Source organism: Agrobacterium sp. A3-95 (assembly GCF_053521785.1).
In genome coordinates this window covers 14217-36591 of the sequence record NZ_JBNWDR010000016.1, presented here as the reverse complement: position 1 = coordinate 36591, position 22375 = coordinate 14217, and the positions used below count along the sequence as shown (strand labels likewise).

Below are 22375 nucleotides of genomic sequence, written 5' to 3'. Positions count from 1 at the left end.
CTCAGGCGAAAGGGACGCTTCGCTCTTCACCCTTTCGCCTTCCGTGCGAGCGCCAAGTGAGGCCTCACGCGGCTCCGGGGTTCACCACTCGACCCAGACACTTGTAAAAACCACACGACCAACTCGTGTGGTTTTATAGATGTTCTAAAGCGTGTGTTCACATGCATGTTTTGATCTTAACCTGCGTGTGTTCACATGTTAGGTTTGCATCGATGTGAAGATCTTAACGACGATACTGATGTGCCGATTGAACCCACGTCGGATCGCTAGAGGGCGGGGGAACCATTAGTCTTGAGAGGATCGTGCAATGGCAATCTGCATATCGCTGGTAAGCGGCAAGGGTGGAGCGGGCAAGACAACCGCCGTAATCCTAGTCGCTGGAGAATATGCGCTTCATGGTAAGCAAGTGCTCTTGGTCGATGCCGATGGCCGACAAAACCTGAATGAGTGGTGGTCCCGTTCCGAGGCGAAAGACAACAGGCCAGACGGCATTGAGCTTCGCACGGCAGTAACCAACGCATCACTTCAGCATATTCTGGAGAACGAAACGCATGGGTTTGACGTCGTGCTGATCGACTCGCCCGGTCAAGACACCGTGCTGCGAGACACGATCATCGCCGGCTCGGACATCGTTATGACCCCGATCCAGCCAAACCAAGACGAGATTCTTGCTGCCGGCCAGGCAGCAATGGACGTGGCTGACACCTGCGATCGTACCGGGCGAAACATTCCACATCTCAACTTCAGAACCCGGATTACTCTCCCGGGACGTTCACTGGAAGCCTACCGCCTGATACGCCCCTTCATCGCAAACTTGCAGGAACAGGGATATGATTCATACCTCTTGGACACTGAGCTTTATGAGCGAAACCCATACCGCGACATCAGACTTGGATATGGGACGCTGCAAATGCTGGAGCTGAGCGACTCAGTCAAAAAGGCCCGGAGCGAGGTCATGACCTTGATGCAAGAAATTGAACGTTTCCTGCCGAACGAGCAGAAGAGGTCGTAAAATGGCTAAAGGGACTTCCAGCATATCTGATTTTCCCGTTGCACCGCGACGGTCCCGGGGGAATGTACCCAATCCAATGTCGCAGCCGGCTATAGACAACGAAGCAGAAAACGCGGTCGCCAGCCATCAACCGGACGAGGTCGCTGTCGAAGAAGCTCCCGCTCAGGTACCAGCCGTTCAGGTGCCCTCAAGATCAAGTTTGATTTTGCCCTCACCGGAGGCTCGCCGGGAGAGAGCGACGAACAAGTCGTTGGAGCGTGAGGCGTCCAGAATACGACTGCAGGAGCTCAAGCAGAACAAGGCGCGCGAGAGCAAGCACTTCGTCAATTGCCCTCTTGATTACGACACCAAGAAACGCTTGGAGCGCGCTGCCTCTGAAAACGACTTAAAAATGACGGTGATCGTCAAGGCCGCAATCGACCAATTCCTGAAGGATAATGGTTATTGATCCTCGACCTTCGATTTCTGGCCGGGGTGGCGCTAGGCGCAACCCTTGGATTTTTGATCAACCCTGAAGCGACGGAGAAGGTCGGGATCGATATTCGCGCCATAAAGAGAACTTTACTCAGTGTCGGCGCCGCTCCACCGGAGCCTTTCAAGCAAACCGACTGGCCAACGGACGATCACGCCAAACGCGAGTTGTTCCGGTTTGCAATGTGGGACTTCGAGGAACACGGACCGAAGTCTGAGATCCGGATCACAAGATGCATCAGCATCGACCAGTTCTCCCTAGCTTGCGAAATGCGCGTGAAGTTGAGTTGGGTCAGCGACGAGAGGATCCTCGAAGGCATTTTTCAACCCAATGCCCGAAGCTGGAATCTGATTGCTGCGAAGGCGGTGAACAGGAATGCTCGCAGTCCAACTTAACTCAAGGCACAACGCGCCTCTGAGTTGCGCATTTCGATCCCAAGAGAGCAATGTTACAGATCATTCCCCCCAATATTGTTGGGTTTGTGTGACTGGCGCGCAGGATGACAGTGCCTTAATGGCACGTTATGGTGCGTGATATCTGCCACTGGCGGATTTGGGGGACTGAGGGAATACCGACGGTGCGGAATCTATCCGACTATATCAATTCAAGGGAACTGGTTGAGACCACAGATCCAGATTTCCAGAGACCCTTGTACCGCCAGCAGCGCTTCGACGGCATTGTCAGCTTCGGGGAGATCGACGCAAAGCTTTCCGCATTCCTTTTAGACGAACGTGCGAAAACTGGTTTGACCCAGAGTGATTTCGCGACCTTGGCTGGTCTCGCACGAGTGGTTTATAGCCGCTATGAACTGAACATTTCGCGCCTTACCGTATCACGAATGATCCACCTTTCTGAGCTCCTTGGTTTCCTGCCAATGCAGATGATTCATGCTGCGGCACCTCATCTTTACGGCAAAGATCCTCAAGAGGCCGATGATCGGGTTGAATTGTTCAGACTTATTCATGACCTTCCCCACGACACCATACGCAGTTTGATTGGCATAGTTGGCCAATTGACGCCAAGCGATGTTCTTGAGGCTCGACAGAAAGCGGAAGCGGAGGCTGAAGCGCAAGCTGAGGCTGAACGCCAACGATTGAACCGAAAAGCTGCGAGAGCCAGCAGAAGAGGCCGTCCGCCTGGTCGCCCACCAGGTCGCAAGTCTTCTACAACCGAAACACCTACAGACGAATGAGAGCTGAAACCGGTCGTAAGTGCTGCCAATGTAGGAAGGCTGACTTCAGGCCTTTTCCATCGAGACCTCACCCTAGTGCGTCAGCACAGCCCCTCACCCTGCTTTCCGGCCTCCGTTCGTATTAGCGCGCATCAACGACATCAGCATTGGTCCGAGCCCGAACTCCCCTGCCCTCGCTCGACGCGTGAGATCGCGAAGATATCCACCTGCCGAATTGATATGCCCTGCCCTCTCCAGGATTGCAGCCAGAGCAACCGCCGCGTTCTCCGGCCCCATCACCTCACACGCTTCCTCATAAGCCGACGGGCTAACACCAAGCATTGATCGAACCACCACCGCGGCTCCCATCAGCTCCCGCCAATGGGAGATCGTCCCCCCGGGCCCGTAATCCAAAATCTGCGGGCAGGCTTTCAGGACCATGGACAGCGGGAACGCCTTCATCTGTTCCGGCTTTGTCAACGGCTGAGCAACCGCTTTGGGTGCTACTTCCAGCTCGACGGCTTCGCCCTGCTCTTTTCGAGAGCTAGGTTCAAGTTCATGGATGGATTCGGGTTTTGAATTCTGTATGTGGCAGCCATTTTGAACAGCATTGCCGTCCATATTTTGAGAATCTAACTGATTTTCCAGAAGGTTGAGGATTTCGGTGCGCAAAAGCTGCATCTCGTCGAGGATTGCCTCCACCTGGTGACGGTCAGGATTGCGGGGAAGTCGGCTGACAATGCCGACATACATGTCTTCGATGGCTTCCCAGTCGCCGTCGGCCCCCTCCTCCATCGCTGCTGAAATCAGCTTGCGCACATCACGCCGGCAGATAGTCAGTGCCTCTTTGGCTCGCCTGAACTGCAGGCGTTCGGCAGCGACTTCCTGTGCCAGAATTGCAAGTTCCGCAGCACGAGCCAAAAGTGGAGAAAGATCGAACCCAAAGGCTTGCTCAATATCGCCACCCTTGTCCCGGTGAGCGTAGCGCTTGCCGTTCGGACTATCCTTGCGCTGGATGAGCCCGGCTTCGACCAGGGCAGCCAAATGGCGCCGCAAGGTCGTTCCAGTGATGCCGTGCGCTCTGACAGAAAGCTGAGCGTTCGAAGGGAAGACCACCAATCCGATATCGCAGTTGAGCTCGCTCTCGGGATAAAATGTCAGCAATGCGTCCAGCACAGTCAGCGCCCTGTCCTGGAGGCCGAGGCGTTCACGGGCCTCACAGGCGTCGCGAAACACTTTCCATTTTTCGACCGGGCGGTTTGGTTTCGTCTCGGACGTCTGGAGCTGCCTCTTTACAAGAGCAAGCACAGCCGGCCGCCGCCCAAAGGGCGTCGTCACATTTCCCGTCTGCATATTCCTTCACCTTTCTTCAGGCAAAAGAAATCCGCTCACCAAAACGATGCCAAAGACTCTTGACTGGGATTCATGGAAATGCGATTCTCGATCTTGCTAGGAATTGAGAGAGGCTTCCATGACGGAAACGTTTTGGGGGCCTTTTTCTTTTGTCGCGGTCTCTCCTCTTGACCAATTAACGAGTGTCTCGATCACACCTCTTGGTGAGTTGGATCGGAATGATTGTTGTATTCGCTTAGAAGATCAGGCATTCGGTCCGCCAGCCAGCGCGCGAAAGCGCGTTCCTGCTTCGGGATTGAGACCGTAGTTCCAGCCGCATTACTCTTCATGCGGCCAAAAACTCGGTCACCCACGGCGAAGTCAACAATCTCTTCAGCTGGTTCCGCAGTCACTTTGTCGGCTGCAGCACTTGCAGCTCGTATCGCTTGGGCAATACGGCTGGAGCTGTCAGCGCCTCGAAACTCGACCGTGTCGATTATCTTGCGAACACGTGCTGCGCTGCTCGGATCTTTCAGCAACTCGGCAAATGCGGTCCATTTCGGGCGACCAACTCCTTTTGCTCTGCCGATCGCAAGAATGATGTCTTCGGGAACCGCCTCCGTCACTCGAAACAGATGCGATATTGCCGCTTCTGAAGTCCCCAAGATTGGGCACATGGCGCGATGGGAAAGGCCAGCACTTTTGAGCTGTACTGCCCACATTGCCTGCTCGATCCAGGTCAAGTTTTCCCGAACACCATTCTCAAGCGATTGCTCTTCAATCAATTGCCGATCGGAAAGCTCTCGGACATACGCTCGAATCTTTATGGTCTCCGGGCGATCCGCTTCTGCCATTATGGCCTTGATCGCCGCCCATCGACGGTAACCGTAGGCAAGCTGGTAATGATCCGGTTTCGTCGGATGCGGCCGAACGAGAACCGGAATTTTTTGGCCTTCGCTTGCGATAGAAATCTTAAGCGCCTCGAGCTCTTTGGCCGCGTCCTCGTCGTTGCCAAAGCGATCTCTATAGGGGGAGCGGTCGATACGGTCAGGATCGAGTGAAATGACACTATCTTCTGTGAGCTGTGTCAGTGCCCGACCCACATTGGAAATGACAGGTGAAGAATGCCGCCGCGCCAGCGAGGGCTTGTCGGACGCGTCCGACAACACAGGAGATTCCGTCCGGCTTTCGGCGGCCGCCATTCGCTGAAGGATGCTTTTCTTCATGTGCTACGTCCCCAAACTTTGTGAACGAGGTCGAGGATCTCGGAGTTAACTCGGTCAGCGCTCTCAATTGCGCGTTTCAACGCTTCACGACCGACCTCACCCGACTCAAGCTCGTATAGGGTCTTCTTCGCTACCGCTGCACCGGCGATTGCCGTCGATTCGAGCGCCTCCGCAACGAGTACATCATCACCAAACAATCGGCGCATGACTCCGGACATGTACTTCTGCGGCCCGTCATTCGGGTTCACGCGCGTGAGCAGGAAGCGGAAAAAGTCATGCTCAAATTTAGCTCCAAACTGCCCCAGCACCTCCGATAGATCGGAGATCATGATCAGGAACTGATTGCACGATGCAACGTCGAGCATCGCCGGGTGAACGGTAATGATTAAGGACGTGGCTGCATAAAGAGCAGCGAGTGTCGAGTATCCAAGGGACGGTGGGGTGTCGATGATAACGATATCGTATCGATCATCGACGCGGGCCAGGGCACTGCTTAACCGCTCGAAAAACAAACCCAGGTCATCTCTGGTTTTCGAGGTCAGATAGGACGGGGTATCAAACTCAAAGTCCATTAGCTCCAGATTGCCAGGAACTAGATCGACACCTGGGAAGTAGGTTGGCCGGATCACTTCAGCGAGCGGCCGCCTCTCATTGTCATATCGAATGGCTGCATAGGCTGTCTGGTTCTCGCCGAGATCGAACTCGGGCTGAATACCAAATAGCGCAGTCATCGATGCTTGGGGATCAAGATCCAGACACAAGACCCGATAACCCTGAAGCCCTAGAAAATGTGCGAGATGGATAGAAGTGGTTGTTTTGGAACTACCACCTTTAAAATTCGCCGTAGCAATTACCTGAAGCTTTTCCCCTTTGCGACGATGCGGAAGCAGCTCGCCAGCTTCGTCAGGACGAAGTTCGGCCAGGAATCGCCTCAGTTCCTTGACCTGCTCTATCGTGTACGTTCGCCGATTGTTTTCTGCGCGCTCGGGCAAAGGCCCCTTCCCTTCCAGCGTCAACTGGCGAAGAGTGCTTTCCGGAACCTTGAGTAGCCTCACTAGGTCAAGGGTTGAGAATGTCCGGCCAAATGTTTTCTGCGCAGAGGGTGGATAGACAGCTTCACGCATATCGTTCAGCTCCGCAGAGAGTTTCGAGGTGTAGACCTCGATCTTCGACGCAGTGTCTCTGACGCTCTGAGAAGCTGGCTGCAGCATTCAATCCTCTTGACGGTTCTGATCACTTTACGAGATCATTTCCGTCAGGAATGCCAGACTGACTCCGATTCTTCAAGGCGTTTTTCGTTAACAAGAAGTTAACGGATCAAGGATGCCCGACTTTACAGTTGTAAAGTTTTGGGTCGATGCGCATGAGGCCCGACAGTTTTGCTAGGGCCTCTACCCTGTAGAAGAGCTGAACTGTCGGAAATAGTCAGCGACTGCCTGAGCCTTCGCGGCGGCAGTGATGACTGCACGTGAATCCTGCTTCAGCACCTTGAGCCAGTTTTCAACGTACGTCGCGGTGTTGTCTCGCGGATCATGCTCAATGCCCAGATCGGCGCAGACGAACGCGGCTGAGATTTCGGCAATAAGCTCCTCCATTGCGTAGGTCTCGCTCCCGAACCGCCCGCTAAGGTCACGATCAAGGCGTGATTTTGCGCCGCTCCAGTGCCCGAGCTCATGAAAAATCGTGCTGTAAAGATGAACCTCGCTGAGGAACCGACCGCGCTCCGGCATTTGGATGTCATCGGGGCCAGGGCGATAGCAGGCTTGCTTTCCGCCGTAGGCTATCTTCGCGCCTGTGGCCCGAATGAAGGTTTCGACATGGTCGATAACCGGAACCGGCTCGATCGGCGCCGCCTCGGCCGGGCTCTTGAAGCGGTCAGGCAGGTTGTCGATCTGCTCGACGTTGAAGACGGTGTAGCCCTTGAGATAAGGGATTGCACGGTCGTCCGCCTCCTGCTCCTTCGGCGTGAAAGTGCCGTACTTGACGACGAGGGTGCCTTGTTCGCCCTTGCGGACCTGAGCACCAAGCTCCTGAGCCTGCCGGTAAGTCATCCATGTGTTTTCGTCGTAACCGGCGAGTTGCCCGGAGAGCCACAGCATGACTACGTTGATGCCGCGATAGGCTTCGCCGGAGGCGCGGAGCGGCGTAGCCGACCTGCGGCTGTTTCCGCGCCATGGCCGGATCCAAGGCTTGGTGCCGGCCTCGAGCTGCTGAATGATGGTGTCGGTGATCCGCTGGTAGGTGTCCTTTACGCACTGCATCGCCGTCTCCTGTTCGTTGGTTGACGGCAAAGATCCGAAGATAGCGAAACGACCCCATGCACCCGTAGGGCCGCAACGGAGTGTAGGACCGCGCAAGCGGTTGAATGGGGGAGGGGCTATCGTAGTTTGTCCGTCAAATCATCCAACGGACAGGGGAGGGCGCAGAGCTCCGGCACCCCGGCCAATGACACAGGCCCTCACTGCAGCGACAGGGCCGCAGATCAGCGCTCTCGGTCGTCTTGGTCGCGGTTTCGCTGGCGATTGGCAAGCTGCTGCGCTTCGATAGCCTTAAGCTCGGCGTTGATGTGCTGCGACGGAGGCTCTTGGGCCTTTTGCTGACCTGGCTGCAATTGGGCATCTTGGACCTGTTCCGGCCGCCCCAGAGTCTTGAAATCAGATCGAGCGGTGAACTTCACCTCCTCGTCGTCGCGAGGCATCCGCTCGGGAAGGTCAGCGCGGTCAACGGCCACAATCCCCCTGTCGGTCACGAGGCTCGCCACGCGATTGTCATGCCCGAGAACCTGTCCTTCGATCACTTCGCCCGGGCGGGCCGTGCGGATGTTGTGCTCGAACGGTTTCTCGCCAGCCTGCTCGAGATCTGACATGGCACTGCGGATAGCCTCGCGACGGTTAGGATCCATCGCATCCTGGATGAGATGCTTCATCGCCGGACTGGACGGATCATTGGTGGTCTCAATGGATGCCTCGATCATGCGAGGCTTGGTGATGACGGTAAGATCGATGTCATGACCGTAGGTGCGGCCCAACGAGACCACTAGCGCCTCGTTTGCCCTTCCATTGCCTTCCCGAAAAGCGTGAACGTAATTCAGCTCAGAAAGGACGTGCGCGGCTTTCTCAGCAAATTGCTCAGGTGTCGCAGCTCTTAGGGCCTGATCGTCTCTGGCGGGCCTCAGCGCCTCGTTGAGGCCCATTTCAATCCGCGATCCGTGCAGGAAGGTCGTGTCACCCTTCGAAAGCCCACCTACCGGCTCTACCCGCTGCCCATCGACGACAGGACTTTCATTGCGCGTATGTCCTGCCCATTCATAGACATCCTGAAAGATGTAGCCGTGCAGAGCCTTCAGATGAGCTGCGTCGTGATTACCGGTAGGGCCTTTTCCCTCGGCGAGCTCCGTTTGTCTCAAAGCCGTAAAAGCGTATTCGGCTTCACGCAGCGCTGAATGGCTCCTGATATCCAGCTTGTTCTTCAGAACATCCTTGAAATCCTTATCCTCTGAAGTGTTGGGATAGGTGTAGGAGCCTTTAGCTTCATCATCGCGGGCCACGCGAAACCTCATGCAAAAAGGCCGCCTGAGATCACAGGCGGCCGCGAGAAATGTCTAGGTGATGATCAAGCCCGCTTGAAGCGGGCCAGCAGCTCTTGGCGCATTTCCTCGGAAGTGATGTCTCCCGCAACGTAACGGCCGTTTGCTTCTTCCAAAACCGGATCGCCGGTGTAACCCTGCCGCATGTTGGCGGCGCGAGCCTGATCGACGGCCTTCTTCCGGGAAGCAACAGCTTCCGGAGAGCGATCGGGGCGGGGGGCATGAACGTTCATTGGCAAAGCCTCCAGTTACTGCTCAACTTAGCATGAAATGCGCCGAATATCCAGCGAAAGCGAGGAAATCCGGCTCTTTGAGGGTGGAAACCCGATCAGAGATCGGGCCTCCAAGAGCAATTAATCGCGCGGTTCCCACTCGATGATGGCCTGCAGTGCCAGGTCATCTTGGCCGGGATAGCGACCCAGGTTGGCATTGAAGCCGAGGCGCTTGATGGAGAGCGTGTAGTAGGGCTTCCCTTCGCCGCTGGTCTTCTTCCAGATGCCGCCAACTTCGATGTCGTGGCCGCGAGGTGACTTGGCATAGACGCGATGTGTCGGAGCCTTTTCGTTTGTGGAGTCGAACGGTGTAACCTTGATGTCCAGGTCCCGGTCGATGGTGGAGATGAGGCCGGTTCCCTTGGCGTTGTCGATGTCGTCTTTGTCGAACTGGATGAAGTTGGTCATGCTCATGTTAATCACTCCTCTATGGTGGTTGCGATGATCGTTCATAAGGCACGGTGAAAAGCGGTGCGCACCGTAGGCCGGAGCGCAGCGAAGGAGGCTGGGGGGCGGAAAATTTTGTTTCGCGAGGAAGCCAAAGGCGGGGAAAATTTGGAGACGAACAGCTTTGCGCTAACCGCGTCGCCGTGCGAACGGGCATCAAGAGCAACCACTTTGGAGGTGTGGGGCCTGAGCGCTTGCAGCAATACGTCACCTCGACAAATGGGACATCGGCACTGGTAGCATGCGGCATTGTGCTGAATGCAACCGAACCAACAACCTGAAACAAGAGGCTGGGTTAACCGAGAGTTGCGCCACCACGTGAGATCTCGCCATCTGTCCCCCATATCTACGCCGCCAGTGCTTCAGTTGCCGGTATGGCTGCGGCGATAGGAGGAGGGCGATTCAATCTGAGCGCCCCACAAGCCTTGGCCGAGCTGTCGGGCACGATTCTCGGCGCGGCGGTACTGGCTCAGGTCGATCGGGTGGGATCTTGGCAGATAGCGCAACAAGAGGCTGGCCTGGCCCGCTTTCACCATTTCAAGGCCGATATCCGAGCGCTCGATGAAGCACTGGCCGACAAGGCGTCGGTACTGGTCCCGATCAATTTCGACACAGCGAACATGCTTTCCGTCGATCATGCTGGCGAGGAACCGTCGTGCCTCGACTCCGCACCTCCATATCGCGCCATTCTTGAAGCCGGTCTGATCGCGCTCACATGCGTCGATAGCCGCAATGCGGATCCTCTGCTGGCGGATGCTGAAGGTGTCTCCATCAATCACCCGCGCCCGGCCTGAAAAATCGGCCGACGCAGCGGAGGCAGTGAACAGAAGCGCAGCCAGCGCGGCTCCCACCAAGCGAATATTCATCAAGCGCGCGCCTCCATAGAATTGCGGGCTGCCAACCCAAATACCGAGCGGTTCAGATGAAGCTCTCCGCTCGCGGCTCGGTCTGTCATGGCCCGCAAATACCCGCCCGGCGAGCTGATTTCGGCGCGCGTGTATTTCTCAAAGGTCAGAGCGATCGCAACCGCAGCCGCCTGCTGGCCCATTCGTTCCACGGCCCGCTGGCGCGCATCTTCCGACACGCCGGCGATGCGGCAAAGTTTGGGAGCGATCCGGTCCAGGTCCGCCCAGCTACGCGGGGGCTGGTAGCCATATTCGGCAAGGCTTGGCGTAGCCCGCCACACATCTTCCAGCGCCACAAGTGAAGGCCGCACTTCCAGTTGCCTATTGCTTTGGCGCGAACGGCTCCCCAGGCTTTCCTCAAAAGCCCTCTTGCTGGCGGAGCCAGCCCTTAACGAACTGATTTGTTCGCCGTTAGGCGAACGCCGTTCATCATTACGAGCTTCAAAAGGTCTTGGGGTTGTAATCTGTATGTGCATGTCGTTTTCGACATCCGCGCATGTCAGATTGGCATCTATGTCGGGCGCTTGCGGGGACCGATTCACGTTGCGCAATCGGTCGGCAAGCCACTCCAAAAGCATTGTTGCCTTCCGGAGGACATGGGCCGGTGCGTGCTTGGCCGATCCTATGAAGGCCGCGATCTTCTCAACACGGGGCCCGATCCGCCCGAGAATGGCTTCCCCTCGCTGGGTTGAGGACGCCAGAGCATATCTCGCGGCACGCAGAGCGTCCCGGAAGCGACGCGCCGCGCTGTCGCGCACTCGAATCTCTTCCCGCTTCTGGCGCACCAGCTGATCAAGTTCATGGTGCCGAGCGATCAGGACACGCAGATCGATGCCGCAGGCGTCGGCAATATCTCCTTCGCCGTCACGGATCGGGTAACGCTTGAAGTTCGCACTGTCCTGCATGGTGACAAGGCCGAGGTCGTACAATCGGGAGAGAATCCGGCTTACGCGCCCTGGCGACTTGTTGATGTCATAGCCGAGCTGTCGGTTCGACTTGTAGACGATCGGCCGCCCTCCTTTGTCGAAGGCGTCTGCCTTGGCGGTCGTGATGATTGCTTCCAGCAACGCATATTCTGCGGTCGTAATCATCCCGATTGTCATCAGGTTTTTTGCAAGTACCGCAAGCTGCCCGCGCGTCACCGTTCCGATTTCCGTCGACTGCGCCAGTCGCCGGAATTCGGCTCGCTCCTTCGTCATTCTGCGACCTGTCGGCCGCTTGTGTTGTGTGGGTTCCCCCATCGTCCGTCTCCTGTCAGAGGCCAGACAAAGCTCCGCCGTTCACCGAAAAGGTGTTTTGATTATTGACATCGGAGGGGAGGTCTGCGAGAACGATTTTGGCTTATTATTACCGAACTGCAGACCGCTTCCGGATTTTTCGGGAGCGGTTTTTCTTTTCTGGGCCGGGTGTGATCTCCAAAAAGCTGTTAGAATGTGTGAGTCGGAATCGGTTACGGTTCCGCTCGTTACGATTTGTAGCCTGAGATACCGAATTGATGCAAGTTGACACATTTCCGCGCTGCTGCGCCGGTTCAGCCGATATCTGAAATAGCGCTTAAATTTCAGTTTGTTAGCATGCTTTTCCGCGTCTTCCCTCTCTTCAAGCCGAAATCTGGAACGTTTCCAGAGTAGGATTTACCCCCCCCCGTTATTGTTGGGGAAATTCAACCGGGTGGGGAGGAGAGTTTGAGAGGAGGGGGGGCGCGGGCCTCCTCTCAACGAGCGGCCTGATGTGCCGTCCCCCGATACGTTTCTGCCTCCCAGGCACCTGCGAAAGCGCCCGCATTGGCTCGATGCCAAGGCGGGCGCCAAGGTGTGGTCTTGCAGCAAAATCAGCCGCGCTGAATAGCCTCCTCAATGTAGGTCGGTGGTAGATCGAAGGCCTTTAGCGCTGTATGGAGTGCCTTTTGAACGTCATCCCAATCAACATGCTCCGGATCGTTCAGATAGGCGTTGATTAGCTGGCAGCAGCTTTCGGCGGCAAGGGTCGGATCAGGTACGGAATCAAGCATGGCTTATCCTCTGGAATAGGGGAGCCGGTCACGCTGGAGGACGTGACCGGGGACAAGCAGCGGCGGGATTATTCCGCTGCCATCGGGAACGAGTGTTCGTTCTTGTCCTCTGAGGTTTCAGCCTCCCCCTCTGCGTCGGGGTCAGACGCGATCCGAACGTGAGGCGGAAGCCAACCGCTGTCCTTGATGGACTTGGCGGCATACTCCGCAGCCTCGCCCTTCTTCATGTTGCCGACGCCAGCGGCGAAATCCTCGCCGCGCACCTCGGCAACAACGGCTTGAATGGTCGGCCTGTTGACGTGGCTGAAATAGCTTTCCGCCGTAGTCTCAAACCAGTCACGCATGTCCACGTCCAATGCGCGGCCCATCTGGTCGGCATGTGCCAGCGCTTGGCTGCGACTGCTGAACTTCTTCTCAACCGCATTGACGGAATGGGCGGCGGCATAGGCCAGAAGCTGCAACAACTCGCTTTGAGATTGATCCATCAGCCACTCCCAAAGGTCAGCAGGATCGCCGGGAAGCCGGTGCCCATAATTTTCCTCAAGGCTTCCCCACGCCTCAAGGGCCTTGTTCTCGGCGGGACGCTTCATCGAACCGTCCAGCACTTCATGTGTGACAGAGATTTCAAGCGCGCTCTGGTGGCCGGGAATGCCCCATGCCGTGCGATACTGCACTTTGAGCAACATCGCGTGGACGACCGCCACAAGCGCAATGTCGGGATTGTTCGCCAGCTCGACACGAAGTGCCGCCGTCTTCTGAGCGGTCAGGTCTTCAATCAATGCGGCTGAATGGGTCAGCCCCGTAGATTTCGAAGCGCCGTCAGCTTCCTCGTTCGCCCCGCCCTGCTTCCCTTCCGTCGCCTCGGCCTTCTTCTTGTCCTCGTCGCGGACAAGGCCTCTCAGTACCGACAACTTGCCCCAATGGTCGATTGTGACGATTGCCCCTGCCATGGCGAGGTCTTCGCTGCGATAGGCTTCTTCGCGCTTCTGCAGGACGGCGATTTCCTGCTCGACGGCGGACAAGGCGGCCTCTGCACCTTCATCCTCCTGATCCGCGTCGATCTGCGCCGCCAGTTCGTCATAACGCTCAGTCAGTGCGTCAAGCTTGGCTTGATCCTCGTCGCTGAGGTCCACGCGCTGCGGGTAAACCCGGGCCATCTGATAGATGTTATCCGGCTGCTGAGCGCACCACTCGACCCATTTCCAGCCTTCGGCCTTCACAGCTTCCGCCTCGACCTCCAACCTCTCGGCAACCAGCTTTTCAAGCAAGCCGCTATCGCATGCAAAGCCTCCTCCCTGCTCGGCAAACAGGTCGCGGCGCACTGGACCGCCAGCCGCCTCATAAACCTCTAACCCGCCGATCAGCGCGAGCCGCTTGTCGCTTGCGGGGACTTCATCCACGGCGAGACGGCGCTTGATTGTGTTGGCGCTGCGATCCCATGAGGGGAGGGCATTCCACACCTCTTCCTGTCGAGCGTGATCGTCGGTGATGGTGAAGGCGGCAAACGCCTGCAGAAAGAAGGTGCGCAACGGCGGATCATAGCCGATTACGGCGTTCTCGTCGGTCTCTTCGTCGGTTTTCACGGTCACGGTGTAGCGGCTCAATGGTGTCCCTCCTAATATCGGGCCGCACCGAAATGCGGCCCAGGTCCTATTTGAACAGCGGCATTGACCGCTTGTTGGTCAGGCTGGCGCGGTCGGTCTCAAAGCGGTAGCCGTCCCAATCCTTCCACGCTTCCCAACCTGTCGCAGTGGCGCGTCCATACCAGACGCGCACGCTGACCTTACTGTTTCCAAGGTCCTCGACAACCTCAACCGTGTGGCTCCCTCCTAAACCGGAGGGCGTGTCGAAGACCTCAACGCTTCGGCGCTGGCCGTTGCTTTTCATGCTTCGCCTCCTACAGCCGGAAATGGGCAACCAAGCCCTGATTGGCTCGGTGGCTTGCCAGTGCATAGGCGCACGCCTGCGCCAGAAGGTCGGGATTCGCTGTCATGCCCGACTTCGCGCGTCCCTTGATGTCGGCTTTCAAGTCGTCATCGCTGGTCCCAACGTGCATGTTTCCTACAATCCAGCGCAATTGCGCATAGGGGATCTCGTCAACGCGCCGAACAGGCAGGGCCGAAATCAGGCCCTTGCGCTGACTGGCTGCCTCTCCGGCCTCACTTGCCTCCTTCTTGGTCGGGAAATAGGCTTTCACCAGTTGGCGGCGCTGCGCGTCGGCGGCGCTCATGAAGGCGTTCGAGCCGTCTTCTTGGGTGTATAGGCTCCAGTCGGCGGCACTGCAGCCGAACATGGCGTCGACTCGGCCGGAAAACTCCATGACTGTAAAAATTTGCTCATTCATGTGGGGATCCTCTGTTTTCCGGGGCTGATCAAGCGGCGCTGTCGCCGCTGATCGATTTCAAGACGCACTTGGCCGCATAGCGTCCGGCCTCGTTCAAGTTGCGCTGCCACGCTCCTTGCGATGGGGACCAGCGGAACCCGTAAGATTTCAGGGTGCGCCGCGTCTGTTCGTCCGGCTTGCCGGGAAACAGCAACTGAATGCGGGCCATGTCGGCATTTTCCTTGACCCTGACAGCTCCTGCCTCCGTCTCGACGTCCTCGGCGCGGTCGCCGCGCTTCTTCATCGCAGCAAGCGAAGCGAGGCGGGTTTGCATGCGGCGCAGTTCGGCGCGGGTGTTGGTGGTGGAAAAGCCGCGTCGGTTCTGCCACGGGGCAAGGGTAACGCCACGCGATGCCCTCTCCTCGTCCATGCCGGTTTCTGCCACCACACGGGCCAGAATGTCGGCTTCGCTCGCCTGATCCTTCTCCATCCGACGAATGATGACATTCGCTCGTTTCATCCGGTCGATGGACAGCGCTAGGTCTTCGATCCGCGAGGCGATGCGCTGCATGGCGGCCGGATCGCCGGAGCGGATCGGCTCGTCATCGGTCCCGTGCGGAAACGCCTTTCGCTTCACTGCCTTTTTCGCAGTCGCGATATGGGCCGAGACGTCAGCACGGCGGGCGTCTGATACTCGCATCCGCTTTTCATTGCGGGCGACGGGAAAGCGGGCAGGTCCGGTGATAAACCAGTTCATGCAAGGGCCTTCCGCTGCCCAATACTTGCGGGTGATCGCGACATGACGGCGGGCAAAGGCCTCTAATTCAGCGTCCGGCAGGGGCAGTTTTGCTTGCTCCCACAGCTCCACCATGTAAGCGGCAAAGCCGTTCAGGCGCTCTGCCAGCCCTTCCAGTTCGGAAAGGGTGCGCCGCTCCGGAAAATGAGTAAGGGCATGGAAGCTATGTTCGATGTCCTTCGCCGCGATGGTCGCGGCAAAGGTTCCGGCGAGAATGGACAGGGTGCGGTCCTCGACAACAGCGATGATCATCGGACTACCCCTGCCATGACGGTTGGGTGAGTGCGGGTGATGCGGGTCTGGAACCCGATCAAAGCGCCGCCCAAAATGACCCCATTGGGGGAATGCTCGTCTGCCTTGGCAAAGACCGGATCAAGAACCGGCTTGCAGACGTTCAGGCGGGCCGCTGCTTCCTCAATGCTGATCTGCGGCGGTAGGACATGCGAGCCGTCCAGGCTGGCAAGAACGATCTTTCCAGCCAATGGCTGCGGGTAGCCATCAAAGACAGTGAAAGCGGTCAAGCCGTCGCGCAAACCCTCCTCATCGACGATAAGAACGTGGTTCGTGTCGAATGGCACCACCTCGACAAGCTGGCATCCAATCAGCCCGTAGGTATGAGAGAACGCGCTTGGTGCGGCGACCTCTGCGGCTTGAATGGTCCCGGCTTCCGGGTCCAGCAGGTAAACGGTTGCGGTTGTGGTCATAGTCTAGCCCTTTCTCCAATTCCGCGAAGCGGTCTTCTCGTGCCCCTCGTGGGCAGGAGCCCCGCTCCTGCTCCCGAGCTCGCGCGGAGCAGCGGGGGAGAGGGTGGCAAGGGGATAAAAACGGAGGGGGTTCGCCCGCCCGAGGCAAAGCCGAAGGGGCGGCGCGTTAGCGGCGATCCTGCACGAGAGCGCGGCCTTAAGGCTGCGCGAAGGAAGGACGGGGAGACCGTTTTTTCCCCTTGTGAGGGAGAGGGGGCGGCGCTCCTCTTTCCCTCATCAAAGAGACAGACAGGACGCCTCCGGCGTCACTGCTTCATCGTGACGGGGACCGGACTCACCGTGACTGGTGCTGATGACGGTGAGGAGCTTTCAAGATGCGGAAAGGCCGCCCCGATCAGGCGGGGCGGCCTCCGTAGGCACGCGACAAGAAAGGGCTAGAGACTTGCCACGACCTGACTTGATCAGTAGCCAATATGGGTCGATCGGGAGAGGCTGTAAATGTCGGTACCGATTTTTGCCCAAGATGCATGTGATTGAAGGCGAAGCCGCAGCGCAACCGATCGTCACCCGAATGGGCGGAGACAGCGCCTGCTGGCTCCGTGCCGAAGGCATAGAGCGGGGTCGCAAAGCGATGCGCTAAAGTAGCTATTCAGGGTAGACTTTCGAGGCACCATCTTTAATTGTTCCAGAGGAATAACGATTAATTTCCAGTGTGGTTGGTGGCAATGGCAGGTTTCGGACTCGAGCAGTGGGTAAGCTATCTCGGACTTGAACGCGTTGACGACCCGAACAAAGATTATCCCGTTTATCGCAAGCGGCTCGACGGAAAGATCATCGATCTCAAGGAACTGGATCTGCTTGTTGCTCAGCGGCTGCGTGACCTGCGAACCGACCGACAAATTGCGCAAGCTAAAGTCGCTACACTGCTGGGGGTGAAGGAGGCGACGTATTCCCGTTACGAAAACGCCTCTTCCTTGATGACCGTCGGACGGCTGATCCACGTTTTCGAGGTCCTGGATATCACTCCAGAAGAATTCTTCGATCCCTTCGTCAACGAACGGCCTACGCATCCCAAAGGCAAGTCACGCAAAGACGTGAGAAACAAGCTGATGGGAGAAACGGTCGATCACCTGAAAAAGCTCGACGATACGGCCTTGAAGATGGTGCATGACCTGGTGATAGCCATGGAGCCCCGGACGGTCGGAACGCAGAAAAGGAATGGCGCGGCGAAAGCCGCGCCATGACACTCAGCGGGTTGGCTTTGGTTTCCGCCGCGCGCCGGCCGCTTTGGCGATCAGCCGGCGCTCACGCGGCGTCCTTTCCCGCCCGTCTGGCGAAGACATCGCTTGGATCGATCGGCGCCAGTCCGAGATCCGAGAAGGACAATGAAGAACATCGGAGCTTTCAGCATAGCGCCGCCCCTCCTTCAGGGGCGGGAAAGCGGGAATTCTCGACACGGTTTTGACGGAAGAAGGGAAGCCGCAGGAGGCTTAGCATAGCGCCGCGAAGCGGAAGCCGGGACCGACCTCCCCCGGCAAAACCGTTCCGCAAAATTCGACAGTGACAGGAAAGGTGATCCCAATGGCAAATGCATTTGATCAGGCGCTGCAGAAGGCAACAGGCGGATATCCCGCTGACAGGCTGATCGTCACCAAGAACGTGGACAACGAACCCGAAGTCTGCATGTTCGTCCTCGATGCTGACAATCAGCTGCTCCGAGTTTCCTATGGCCCGAAAGGTGAGATCAGGTTTCAGACGGACCAACTGGATGACCTGCTTTTTTCGCGTCAGCTCTTGGAACTGATCGCGAAAATGCAGGTTCTCGCTGACCGTAAATGGAGACAGATCCAACGCCATTGGGTAGAGGACAAGGCGACGTGGGAGGGGTTTGAGCATCTTTTGGACGCTCCGAACGCGCCAGAGGTGATTGGCTTCGACGATCCTGTCGTCAGGAAAGGCAGCGACCGGATTCAGTGAAGCGAAGGCGCTGGCTCCTGCAGCAGCTTTACCATCTGCCTCACAACCGTTCGCAGCTTCCTCCAGTCGCGTAGATCGCCTTCGTTCACGCGCTCTTGGATCGCGGTCAGGATCCATCCGACGCAGGCGATATCGTCTGCAGCGCGATACTCATCCGATCGATGAAAACAAGCGATGATGCGAGGGCGCGCGCCTTCCTCAGTCTTCGGGATCTTCGAGACCAGGTCCTGCGCTTCTCGATAGGCCCTTGCCACGCGCTTGAGGTCGTCCGGCCCGGCTTGGGTAATCATGCCGACGGTCCACATCAGGGTATTTGAAAGGTGCTCCACTTCGTCAGTCATGGTGATCCTCGTCCTCTCCACTGTGACAGTGCCCCGAAAAGCTAACACCTTGCCGACACTCGCGTTAGCTGCAGATCTGCAGATTAGGATCGCGTAATCTTCTATCTTGATTTTTGACGCCCCATGTGTTCCCTATTTGTTCCTTTCGCTACCAGTCGTGAAAGGATCGAATTGAATGCTCGCCGGCCTGAAAATCGAGGCGGAAGTCTATGTGCCTCTCATGCTCCACGGGTTATGCGCCGGCTTTCCATCACCCGCAGATGACTACATCGAAGAATCGATTGACCTCACAAAGCTCCTGATCCGGAACCCGCCGGCGACGTTCTTGTGGAAGGTCGACGGCAACTCGATGCGAGACGCGGGAATCTTCCATGGGGATCTGATCGTGGTCGACCGAAGCGTGCGGCCGGTTGATGGCGATATTGTCGTGGCGACCGTGCACGGCGAGCGATCCTTGAAGCGGCTGCGCATGACGGGTGGTCGTTCGCGGCTGATGTTTGAGAATGCGGATATGCCGCTGTTCGACCTTCCGGAGATCGCGGAAGTCGAGATCTGGGGTGTCGCACTTTGCAACGTCCATTGGCTGCGACCGAGGAAGCAGGGATGACCTCATTCGCACTGATTGACGGCAACTCATTCTATTGCTCTTGCGAGCGCGTCTTTGACCCTGCCATCGCAAAGCGGCCGGTGATTGTTCTGTCCAACAACGACGGATGCGCCGTTGCCAGAACGGCGGAGGCCAAGGCGCTCGGCATTGGCATGGGCGAACCCTACTTCAAGATCCGCGATCTCTGTCGTGACAATGATGTAGCGGTCTACTCCAGCAACTACACCCTTTATGGCGACATGAGCGCCAGGCTGAATGCGATCTATCGGCAATGGTCTCGGGATGTTGAGGTCTATTCGATCGATGAAAGCTTTTTGGATATGACCGACATCAGGCCCGCCGATCGCGTCGCCTACGGCCGCGATCTTCGGTCCACGGTTCAGCAATGGACCGGGATCCCGACCTGTGTCGGCATTGGCCCGAGCAAGACACTGGCGAAGTTCGCAAACCACGTTGCAAAGAAGAACCCGGAGCTTGGCGGCGTCTGCGACCTGACAGATGCAGCCGTTCGGCAAAGCTGGCTCGATCGCGTCGAGGTCGGGGAGGTTTGGGGCGTCGGATCGGCATCAGAGCGAAAGCTATTCGGTCTGGGCATTGAGACAGCCGGCGACCTGGCGCGCGTTGATGCGCGGCTTGCCCGCAATCTTCTGAGCGTGGTTGGCGAGAGGACGGTTCTGGAGCTGCAGGGCATTTCATGCCTGCCGCTCGAAGATGTGCCGCCACAACGGAAGGGCTGCGCCGTAACCCGATCCTTTGGAACACCGGTTACCGATCTGGCCGGAATGCTCGAGGCAGTCGCGGCCTATGCGATGAGGGCGGGAGAGAAGCTGCGCCGGCATGGCCTCGAGGCGACACATATGGCGGTCTTCATGCATACGTCGCGCTTCAACTCGACGGACAAACCGCACTCTGCTCAAACGACAGTCCATTTTCCCGAGGCTTCGAACGATACTTTTGATCTGATCCGGGCTGCTCAGAGGGGAGCGCGCAAGATCTTCAGAGACGGCCATCGATACGCAAAGGCCGGCATCATCATGAATGATCTGGTGCGGGCGGCGTCACAGCCGCGGCCCCTGTTCGATGCGCGGGACCGTGACCAGTCGGAACGACTGATGACAGCGCTGGATGCGGTCAATGGGAAGTTTGGCCGTGGCTCGCTTATCCCGGCCTCGGCCGGCATCAAGCGCGACTGGCAAACGAAGTTTGACCGTCGATCGCCGCGCTACACCACGAATATCAAAGAACTGCCCGTAGCCGTGGCGCGCTGAAACAACACAAGGAATTGAGGGATTTGCATGAGCCTGCCTCGGCTGAAGGATTACCGGGCGGAAAAGATCGACGTCGAGTGCCGGCGTTGCGACCGCTACGCCGTGCTCGATCGGAAATCACTGGTGAAGAAATACGGCGCCAGCTGTCAGTTCGTCGACCTGAAGCGCGCCCTAGCGATAGGATGTGATCGGCTGGGGTCAGATCACTGTGAAACCAGGTTCCCATGCCTTATGAACAGTAACATACTGAAAAGATAAGATTCTGTGAGCTGAATTAACGAAAGCTTGTCAGACACATCATAACGCTCGACACTTTACGGAGCGTTTGAATGACACCTGCAGAAACGAAATGGAGCCTCGTTTGGCGCCGACAGATTCAGCTCTTCAAGCTGTATCTCTTTATGATCGCGTCAGCGATCGCCATCATCGTCATCTCATGGGCGCTGACTTTTGTGCCTCTGTTGGGTCTAACTAACGAGCAGTTCCTGACCAACGCTCGCGCTTTGTCTGACGTTACGGTCGCACGCGTCTTGTTCTCTACCTGGTGTTTGGCTGGCTTCGCCGCTTGTATCTCATTCCGCGCAAGGCAGATCTTGCTTGGCGTCGGCCCTATCGTTGAGGAGGCAGGACTTTCTCTTCTCGGTGGAATGATGGGGTTGGCTATTGCAGCCTCTCTGCAGGTCGGGGGCAGCCTGCTCGTTGAATTGGGCGCGGTTACCCTCTTGGCGTTCATCATCAGCGGGTGCGTTCGGTTGTGGATTGTAGAAGATTTCATGGAATACCGCATTCTCCGAATGCTCCTCGTTCCGGTCGCATTGGTAGGCGTCTGGTGGGGGCTTGTGTGGCCGCCGCTATAACATCCTCCAAGGATCAAATATTACACTCACCGAAGACGCCGGCTCGCCAGGATAAACACCAAGCCTAAGCCAAAGAACGGCAGAGAGTAGGCGAGGGCGTTCGGATACTTCCAAGGCGCCGGGGGAAGGTTGCTACATCCGCCCGCGCCGTCCAGACCACAACTGAGGCTCGCTACAAAATACCAGAAGCCGACCGCAAACAGGCAGACGGCAATTCCTGAAAATAGAAAGACGCGCTTGACCACAGCGCGACAATACCCAAGGCGCTGGAATTGGAAAGAGCCGCCCTAGCGGGGCGGCTCTGCGCTGATCAGCGCATCGAATGCGGCCTCTTCTTCGGCAAGCTTAACTTCGGCCGCCGCCAGCTCGGCTGCGATCTGCTGACGCTCGGCCTGGTCGATTGACGCTGCAAGTTCGGCGCGCAGTTCGTTGATGTGGTCGTAAGTGGTCATCGTCGGCTCCTTTGAATGAAAACAAAGGTGCGGGACCGACAAGGGAGGGTTTGGGTCAACGACCGCCGTAGGCGGCTGGGGGGCGTGGGGGAGCCGATTTCGTTGCGCAGCGGCGAAATTGGGGGAACCGCGCATCATTGACGCGAATCCTGCCTTGTCGGTTTAATTGGCTGATGTTGAGAGAGAATAAACCTCTCCGTATTCCTCGGCCTCTTTCTTTCGGAACCTGTGACTCCGCTCGTCGTTCTGGCGACGGAGGGGCACAAATGGCGGACAATTCTCATGTATTCAGGCAGCTGGCCTCTAGTGACATGGTGCGTAAGGCAGCGCAGGCCCATGTGAAGCATCAGCCAATACCGAATGATGATCGGATCAATTCCCTCCTGGAACGGCTGTCTCAGGCTGAAGCTTGCAGCACTGCATCAGAAGAGAAAGCCCCTCAGACAGGGAATGCAGATTGAGCAGCTTGCAGGCCGCCTATCGCTTCCCATATGAATCTTGATTGACACAGCGGGTCCTCCCAGCCGCCGCGTGATCGTTCCCCTCTGGAGGCTTAGACCTTCACACCTCAAGGGCCGCGGCTAACGCTGGCCCTTTTTCTTTGGCGCCAGGTAAA

The 22375-nt window shown here is 57.4% G+C and carries 26 protein-coding genes; 9 read left to right on the top strand and 17 right to left on the bottom strand.

Features of this window, described 5'->3' with window-relative positions:
- The first annotated feature begins 307 nt into the window (after nt 1-307).
- The 4 genes from ACQZ5Y_RS27105 (at nt 308) to ACQZ5Y_RS27090 (ending at nt 2676) form a co-directional block, all read left to right on the top strand.
- A complete protein-coding gene (locus ACQZ5Y_RS27105; protein ID WP_137040027.1) occupies nt 308-1012 on the top strand; it encodes a ParA family protein in 705 nt (234 codons plus the stop codon).
- A gap of 76 nt (nt 1013-1088) precedes the next feature.
- Nucleotides 1089-1460 (top strand): hypothetical protein, encoded by a 372-nt coding sequence (locus tag ACQZ5Y_RS27100; protein WP_236763232.1) that lies wholly within the window; start codon nt 1089-1091, stop codon nt 1458-1460.
- The gene (locus ACQZ5Y_RS27095; protein ID WP_174060408.1) at nt 1457-1879 is read left to right on the top strand and encodes a hypothetical protein; all 423 of its coding nucleotides are present in this window, start codon (nt 1457-1459) and stop codon (nt 1877-1879) included. Before ACQZ5Y_RS27100 ends, ACQZ5Y_RS27095 begins: the two co-directional genes overlap by 4 nt.
- Nucleotides 1880-2061: 182 nt before the next feature.
- A complete protein-coding gene (locus tag ACQZ5Y_RS27090) occupies nt 2062-2676 on the top strand; it encodes a helix-turn-helix domain-containing protein (RefSeq protein WP_336510370.1) in 615 nt (204 codons plus the stop codon).
- 93 nt (nt 2677-2769) lie between these two features.
- Here the strand turns inward: ACQZ5Y_RS27090 and repC (ACQZ5Y_RS27085) are convergent, their stop codons facing one another.
- The 15 genes from repC (ACQZ5Y_RS27085) to ACQZ5Y_RS27015 form a co-directional block, all read right to left on the bottom strand.
- Complete coding sequence (repC, locus tag ACQZ5Y_RS27085) at nt 2770-4008, bottom strand: plasmid replication protein RepC (protein WP_174060409.1); 1239 nt, start codon at nt 4006-4008, stop codon at nt 2770-2772.
- Between the two features lie 191 nt (nt 4009-4199).
- Complete coding sequence (gene repB, locus ACQZ5Y_RS27080; RefSeq protein WP_174060410.1) at nt 4200-5213, bottom strand: plasmid partitioning protein RepB; 1014 nt, start codon at nt 5211-5213, stop codon at nt 4200-4202.
- Entirely contained in the window at nt 5210-6424 is a 1215-nt protein-coding gene (gene repA, locus ACQZ5Y_RS27075; protein WP_052642541.1) for a plasmid partitioning protein RepA, read from the bottom strand. The genes repB and repA overlap by 4 nt, the downstream gene beginning before the upstream one ends.
- A gap of 180 nt (nt 6425-6604) precedes the next feature.
- Nucleotides 6605-7474 carry an ArdC family protein gene (locus tag ACQZ5Y_RS27070; protein WP_174060411.1) on the bottom strand — a complete coding sequence of 290 codons (870 nt, stop codon included), beginning with the start codon at nt 7472-7474 and terminating at the stop codon, nt 6605-6607.
- A gap of 221 nt (nt 7475-7695) precedes the next feature.
- A complete protein-coding gene (locus tag ACQZ5Y_RS27065; protein WP_336510371.1) occupies nt 7696-8760 on the bottom strand; it encodes a Fic/DOC family protein in 1065 nt (354 codons plus the stop codon).
- A gap of 65 nt (nt 8761-8825) precedes the next feature.
- The gene (locus ACQZ5Y_RS27060; protein WP_127625926.1) at nt 8826-9032 is read right to left on the bottom strand and encodes an antitoxin VbhA family protein; all 207 of its coding nucleotides are present in this window, start codon (nt 9030-9032) and stop codon (nt 8826-8828) included.
- Nucleotides 9033-9152: 120 nt separating this feature from the next.
- On the bottom strand, nt 9153-9485 hold the full coding sequence (locus ACQZ5Y_RS27055; protein ID WP_052642533.1) for a DUF736 family protein: 333 nt from the start codon (nt 9483-9485) through the stop codon (nt 9153-9155).
- 395 nt (nt 9486-9880) lie between these two features.
- A complete protein-coding gene (locus ACQZ5Y_RS27050) occupies nt 9881-10384 on the bottom strand; it encodes a thermonuclease family protein (protein ID WP_174060413.1) in 504 nt (167 codons plus the stop codon).
- The gene (gene repC / locus ACQZ5Y_RS27045; protein WP_174060414.1) at nt 10384-11664 is read right to left on the bottom strand and encodes a plasmid replication protein RepC; all 1281 of its coding nucleotides are present in this window, start codon (nt 11662-11664) and stop codon (nt 10384-10386) included. Before repC (ACQZ5Y_RS27045) ends, ACQZ5Y_RS27050 begins: the two co-directional genes overlap by 1 nt.
- Before the next feature lie 590 nt (nt 11665-12254).
- Entirely contained in the window at nt 12255-12434 is a 180-nt protein-coding gene (locus ACQZ5Y_RS27040) for a hypothetical protein (protein ID WP_174060415.1), read from the bottom strand.
- A 68-nt stretch (nt 12435-12502) separates the two neighbouring features.
- Entirely contained in the window at nt 12503-14038 is a 1536-nt protein-coding gene (locus ACQZ5Y_RS27035; protein WP_174060416.1) for a hypothetical protein, read from the bottom strand.
- A gap of 46 nt (nt 14039-14084) precedes the next feature.
- Nucleotides 14085-14321, bottom strand: coding sequence for a hypothetical protein (locus ACQZ5Y_RS27030; RefSeq protein ID WP_037094735.1), 237 nt, complete (start codon nt 14319-14321; stop codon nt 14085-14087).
- Nucleotides 14322-14331: 10 nt separating this feature from the next.
- Complete coding sequence (locus ACQZ5Y_RS27025) at nt 14332-14778, bottom strand: hypothetical protein (protein WP_174060417.1); 447 nt, start codon at nt 14776-14778, stop codon at nt 14332-14334.
- Between the two features lie 28 nt (nt 14779-14806).
- Nucleotides 14807-15805: a hypothetical protein gene (locus ACQZ5Y_RS27020; protein ID WP_236763234.1), complete on the bottom strand. Its 999-nt coding sequence runs from the start codon at nt 15803-15805 to the stop codon at nt 14807-14809.
- Nucleotides 15802-16257, bottom strand: coding sequence for a DUF3846 domain-containing protein (locus ACQZ5Y_RS27015; protein WP_174060418.1), 456 nt, complete (start codon nt 16255-16257; stop codon nt 15802-15804). Before ACQZ5Y_RS27015 ends, ACQZ5Y_RS27020 begins: the two co-directional genes overlap by 4 nt.
- Before the next feature lie 725 nt (nt 16258-16982).
- On the opposite strand from ACQZ5Y_RS27015, the gene ACQZ5Y_RS27010 reads away from it, so the two are divergent.
- Nucleotides 16983-17501, top strand: a complete 519-nt coding sequence (locus ACQZ5Y_RS27010) for a helix-turn-helix domain-containing protein (RefSeq protein ID WP_174060419.1) — start codon at nt 16983-16985, stop codon at nt 17499-17501.
- A gap of 337 nt (nt 17502-17838) precedes the next feature.
- Nucleotides 17839-18234: a hypothetical protein gene (locus ACQZ5Y_RS27005; RefSeq protein WP_152342073.1), complete on the top strand. Its 396-nt coding sequence runs from the start codon at nt 17839-17841 to the stop codon at nt 18232-18234.
- On the opposite strand, the gene ACQZ5Y_RS27000 is transcribed toward ACQZ5Y_RS27005, so the two are convergent.
- A complete protein-coding gene (locus tag ACQZ5Y_RS27000) occupies nt 18228-18575 on the bottom strand; it encodes a hypothetical protein (protein ID WP_174060420.1) in 348 nt (115 codons plus the stop codon). The two genes, ACQZ5Y_RS27005 and ACQZ5Y_RS27000, sit on opposite strands and share 7 nt — an antisense overlap.
- Before the next feature lie 175 nt (nt 18576-18750).
- Between ACQZ5Y_RS27000 and ACQZ5Y_RS26995 the strand changes: the two genes are divergently transcribed.
- The 3 genes from ACQZ5Y_RS26995 (at nt 18751) to ACQZ5Y_RS26985 (ending at nt 21307) form a co-directional block, all read left to right on the top strand.
- Complete coding sequence (locus ACQZ5Y_RS26995) at nt 18751-19182, top strand: LexA family protein (protein WP_236763235.1); 432 nt, start codon at nt 18751-18753, stop codon at nt 19180-19182.
- Entirely contained in the window at nt 19179-20450 is a 1272-nt protein-coding gene (locus ACQZ5Y_RS26990; protein WP_174060421.1) for a Y-family DNA polymerase, read from the top strand. The genes ACQZ5Y_RS26995 and ACQZ5Y_RS26990 overlap by 4 nt, the downstream gene beginning before the upstream one ends.
- 329 nt (nt 20451-20779) lie before the next feature.
- Nucleotides 20780-21307, top strand: coding sequence for a hypothetical protein (locus ACQZ5Y_RS26985; protein WP_174060422.1), 528 nt, complete (start codon nt 20780-20782; stop codon nt 21305-21307).
- Between the two features lie 287 nt (nt 21308-21594).
- Here ACQZ5Y_RS26985 and ACQZ5Y_RS26980 read toward each other — a convergent pair whose 3' ends face one another.
- Entirely contained in the window at nt 21595-21759 is a 165-nt protein-coding gene (locus ACQZ5Y_RS26980; protein ID WP_174060423.1) for a hypothetical protein, read from the bottom strand.
- Nucleotides 21760-22375 lie beyond the last annotated feature (616 nt).

Bases quoted from the DNA above. Each gene is read 5' to 3' on its own strand.
- ACQZ5Y_RS27000 (WP_174060420.1), bottom strand. From the start codon at position 18,575: ATGACTGACGAAGTGGAGCACCTTTCAAATACCCTGATGTGGACCGTC.
- ACQZ5Y_RS26985 (WP_174060422.1), top strand. From the start codon at position 20,780: ATGACACCTGCAGAAACGAAATGGAGCCTCGTTTGGCGCCGACAGATT.
- ACQZ5Y_RS26990 (WP_174060421.1), top strand. From the start codon at position 19,179: ATGACCTCATTCGCACTGATTGACGGCAACTCATTCTATTGCTCTTGC.
- ACQZ5Y_RS27060 (WP_127625926.1), bottom strand. From the start codon at position 9,032: ATGAACGTTCATGCCCCCCGCCCCGATCGCTCTCCGGAAGCTGTTGCT.
- ACQZ5Y_RS27020 (WP_236763234.1), bottom strand. From the start codon at position 15,805: ATGATCATCGCTGTTGTCGAGGACCGCACCCTGTCCATTCTCGCCGGA.
- ACQZ5Y_RS27100 (WP_236763232.1), top strand. From the start codon at position 1,089: ATGTCGCAGCCGGCTATAGACAACGAAGCAGAAAACGCGGTCGCCAGC.
- ACQZ5Y_RS27040 (WP_174060415.1), bottom strand. From the start codon at position 12,434: ATGCTTGATTCCGTACCTGATCCGACCCTTGCCGCCGAAAGCTGCTGC.
- ACQZ5Y_RS26980 (WP_174060423.1), bottom strand. From the start codon at position 21,759: ATGACCACTTACGACCACATCAACGAACTGCGCGCCGAACTTGCAGCG.
- repC (WP_174060414.1), bottom strand. From the start codon at position 11,664: ATGGGGGAACCCACACAACACAAGCGGCCGACAGGTCGCAGAATGACG.
- repB (WP_174060410.1), bottom strand. From the start codon at position 5,213: ATGAAGAAAAGCATCCTTCAGCGAATGGCGGCCGCCGAAAGCCGGACG.
- ACQZ5Y_RS27055 (WP_052642533.1), bottom strand. From the start codon at position 9,485: ATGAGCATGACCAACTTCATCCAGTTCGACAAAGACGACATCGACAAC.
- ACQZ5Y_RS26995 (WP_236763235.1), top strand. From the start codon at position 18,751: ATGCTCGCCGGCCTGAAAATCGAGGCGGAAGTCTATGTGCCTCTCATG.
- ACQZ5Y_RS27030 (WP_037094735.1), bottom strand. From the start codon at position 14,321: ATGAAAAGCAACGGCCAGCGCCGAAGCGTTGAGGTCTTCGACACGCCC.
- ACQZ5Y_RS27005 (WP_152342073.1), top strand. From the start codon at position 17,839: ATGGCAAATGCATTTGATCAGGCGCTGCAGAAGGCAACAGGCGGATAT.
- ACQZ5Y_RS27070 (WP_174060411.1), bottom strand. From the start codon at position 7,474: ATGCAGTGCGTAAAGGACACCTACCAGCGGATCACCGACACCATCATT.
- repA (WP_052642541.1), bottom strand. From the start codon at position 6,424: ATGCTGCAGCCAGCTTCTCAGAGCGTCAGAGACACTGCGTCGAAGATC.
- repC (WP_174060409.1), bottom strand. From the start codon at position 4,008: ATGCAGACGGGAAATGTGACGACGCCCTTTGGGCGGCGGCCGGCTGTG.
- ACQZ5Y_RS27010 (WP_174060419.1), top strand. From the start codon at position 16,983: ATGGCAGGTTTCGGACTCGAGCAGTGGGTAAGCTATCTCGGACTTGAA.
- ACQZ5Y_RS27025 (WP_174060417.1), bottom strand. From the start codon at position 14,778: ATGAATGAGCAAATTTTTACAGTCATGGAGTTTTCCGGCCGAGTCGAC.
- ACQZ5Y_RS27015 (WP_174060418.1), bottom strand. From the start codon at position 16,257: ATGACCACAACCGCAACCGTTTACCTGCTGGACCCGGAAGCCGGGACC.
- ACQZ5Y_RS27105 (WP_137040027.1), top strand. From the start codon at position 308: ATGGCAATCTGCATATCGCTGGTAAGCGGCAAGGGTGGAGCGGGCAAG.
- ACQZ5Y_RS27050 (WP_174060413.1), bottom strand. From the start codon at position 10,384: ATGAATATTCGCTTGGTGGGAGCCGCGCTGGCTGCGCTTCTGTTCACT.